The 3,251-nt window shown below is 48.7% G+C and carries 3 protein-coding genes; 2 read left to right on the plus strand and 1 reads right to left on the minus strand.

Annotation, left to right across the window (positions count from 1 at the left end; genetic code table 11):
* Window positions 1-278 (plus strand): hypothetical protein (locus Q0668_RS25390; RefSeq protein WP_298869364.1); only part of this gene is annotated, 278 nt, incomplete at its 5' end.
* Window positions 279-380: 102 nt separating this feature from the next.
* Here the strand turns inward: Q0668_RS25390 and Q0668_RS25395 are convergent.
* On the minus strand, window positions 381-1,514 hold the full coding sequence (locus Q0668_RS25395; protein ID WP_298869365.1) for a DUF6263 family protein: 1,134 nt from the start codon (window positions 1,512-1,514) through the stop codon (window positions 381-383).
* Between the two features lie 156 nt (window positions 1,515-1,670).
* On the opposite strand from Q0668_RS25395, the gene Q0668_RS25400 reads away from it, so the two are divergent.
* Window positions 1,671-3,107, plus strand: a complete 1,437-nt coding sequence (locus tag Q0668_RS25400) for a sulfatase-like hydrolase/transferase (protein WP_298869366.1) — start codon at window positions 1,671-1,673, stop codon at window positions 3,105-3,107.
* Window positions 3,108-3,251: the final 144 nt, after the last annotated feature.

Genomic DNA, 3,251 nt, shown 5'->3' on the forward strand with positions numbered 1-3,251 from the left:
TTGCAACAAAATTTGGCCATATCGAATTACGAGGTTGGTTCAAATACATGATCCTCGGTGGCATATTGGGGTTGATAATAGGATACTTCTTAGGAGCTGGAATTCTGGCTCCGATATTGGCACAAAATGATCCCAACTATGGCTTTTTGCGAAGCAAAATTGTGGCTAGCTACACAAGTTTATTTTTGATAATCGGCATGCCTTTCAGCGGAATTGTGGGAGGCAGCCTCGGGGTGATTTATGGTGTGATACAAAGGAGGCAAAAGCCAGACAGGTAAAGCAGGCAGGATTCTATGATTTTGCGCCGGGTGGTACTGGTGGCTTGTCACCAGTGATTATGAACGACCAACCTCACACCGCCTGCTGATCAGACAGTAAAGTCAGTTCGCGTTCGTCTTCACATCACCGGGCGGCGTGATCTTTGCAGCGGGGCCCAGCGGGCGTTCGTCCTGATGTGGAAACGCGCGGATCGTCGTCACGATCTGTTTCTGCTGCTCAAACTCTTTGCCGTTGGCCAGTTTGACGGTTGTCTCCAGGAAACGGTCGATTTTTGATTCGAGCGGCAGCCCCGTTTTACGGTCGATCAGACAGGTGCCAAAAGTCTTGCCGCCTCGAATGTGCAGTTGCACCGAATTACCCTTTTGATTCATCGGACTGTTAATTTTCGAAGACGCGATATCGCCGGCGATATTGATCGTGGCGGTTTTGTCATTCAATTCGCGGAGCGTGTATTCCGTTTTGAGCACCATCGGAATCGGCTGCGTCAGACGCCGGGTTTTCATCCAGGTCTCTCCCACACGAATGGCACCCCCTTTGTGGTTCTCATCAATGTTGTATGGTAACAGGCCGATACTGTCGTCAATGAAATTCGCAATGCCATCATCGCCCGATGATTCTGCGATTTTCGCAAGTACCGTTTCCAGTTGTTCGGGCGGCGTGTTCTGCAGGCAGCGTTTGAGAAACTCATCAAATCCCACCAGTTCCACAATTTTGTTATCGGGACCAATCCAGAATGAAAACCCGTTATTCACCAGACGCTGATAGGCCTGCACTTCAGGAGGCGCAGGGCCCGTCGAACGGTTTGAATCGTAGCTCACCTGTTCGCCGGCAATGTTGTGCGAATATTTCACTCCCGTATAAACGACCTTGAATCGCTTGCGACCATCGGCGTGAATCTCCTCCACCGTCAGCGCCAGTATCAATTCCAGTTTCGATTTACTGTGAGAGATTCCCGCCGTCGAGGCCTGCGAAAGGGTCTGTTCCACGGTTTTGATCATCGGGAAACGTTGGTTGACAGACAGGTTCAATTCCAGAACTTCGACTTTTTCTTCACTCAATGAGGCATTCTGCACTTCGATTTTCGTTTCCAACGGCGGAGCAACCACAGCTGCCTTAGCGGGAGTATTCTTGATCGCCTCGGCCATTTTCTGCTGACGCTTCGTCCAGAATGACCAGCCCGTACCCGCAAGAATGGTAATTCCTATGATCCAACTGATATAACGCTTGCCCTGCATGGCGACTTTGTCCAGAATAGATTAACAAAACTAATGAATAGCATTTCTGACCGCTTTTGACGTACAAAAGTTATCAGTATTAGCGATTTAGGGAAAGATGAATTCATAACCGAATTCATTGCTGGAAACCGGGTTTCATTCAGACAGGGGCAGATTATGCACGGGCGGATTCTTTTCTTTTTGGCGGCAGCACTTTTATTACCCCACTCTCAAAGTGAATCGGCAGAAGAGCCACCCCCCAAACCGCCAAAGCGTCCAAATATTGTCTTTCTGCTCAGCGATGACCAGCGACCAGACACGATTGGCGCACTCGGAAATCCAGTGATCAAAACACCCCATCTGGATCAACTGGTCAAACAGGGCACCAGTTTTACCCGCGCTGTCTGTGCGAACCCGATCTGTACGCCGAGCCGTGCTGAAATTCTGACGGGCGTCAGCGGCTTTCATAACGGTTCGCTGGACTTCGGCAAGCCGATCAAAAAAGAACTTCCCACCTGGGCCACCACCATGCATAACGCGGGTTACAATTCGTGGTATGTAGGGAAGTGGCACAATGATGGAAAGCCGATCCAACGTGGCTATGATGAAACACTCGGACTCTTTACCGGCGGCGGCGCTCGATGGGCGGTCCCTTCTTATGATGGAAACGGCGTTTTGATTACCGGCTATCGTGGATGGATCTTTCAGGATGACAAACGAAATTTCTTTCCCGAAAAAGGAGTAGGACTTTCATCAAACATCAGCGAGCACTTTGCCGACGCTGCCATTGAGTTTATCGAGCGTAAACATACAAAACCTTACTTCCTGCATGTCTGCTTCACCGCACCCCATGATCCGCTGTTCGTTCCCATCGGTTACGAACAATATTACGACCCCGACAAAATGCCCTTACCAGCGAACTTTCGCGGCGAACATCCCTTCGAGCATGGCAATCAATACGGACGCGATGAAGTCTTACTTCCCTTTCCACGAACGAAGAAGGTCGTGCAGCACGATCTCTCCCTGTATTACTCGGTGATTTCACATTTAGATGCACAGGTGGGCCGCGTGGTAGAGGCTTTGAAAAAAACGGGACAATGGGAAAATACGATTCTGATTTACTCCAGCGATCATGGTCTGGCAATGGGTAGTCACGGCTTACGCGGAAAACAGAATATGTACGAGCATACGGTAGGTGTGCCCATGATTCTGGTGGGACCGGGCATTACCGCCAACCAGCGGTCCGAGGTGCAATGTTATCTGCGCGACTTATATCCCACGACCTGCGATCTAGCCGGAATTTCCATTCCGAAAAGTGTGCAAGGCAACAGTCTCAAGCCAGCCCTAAAGGGAGATAAACAGCAGATTTATGAGGAAGTCTATTGCTACTTTCGAAACTTTCAAAGAATGATTCGCACAGACCGCTGGAAATTAATCGTTTATCCACATCTCAAGCGAGTGCAACTTTTCGACTTGAAAAATGATCCGCTTGAACAACATGACCTTTCGGATGAAGATGAGTTTCAGAAAATCCGCACAACATTACATCAGAAATTAAACGCATGGCGAATGCAGCAAAACGACTCCTCTCTGCAAGCGCCAAAAGATTCCTGAATCGAAGAACACATTGTTGAAAATGATACCGTTAGAGAAAGATTTGACTGGAATTTCAGGATCGTCGCGATAGAGTGAGATTATCTTACGGTTTTTATTATGTATAAGGTACCAATGGATTCATATCAAATCATGACGACATCG

This window comes from uncultured Gimesia sp. (assembly GCF_937910335.1).
Classification (GTDB): Bacteria; Planctomycetota; Planctomycetia; order Planctomycetales; family Planctomycetaceae; genus Gimesia.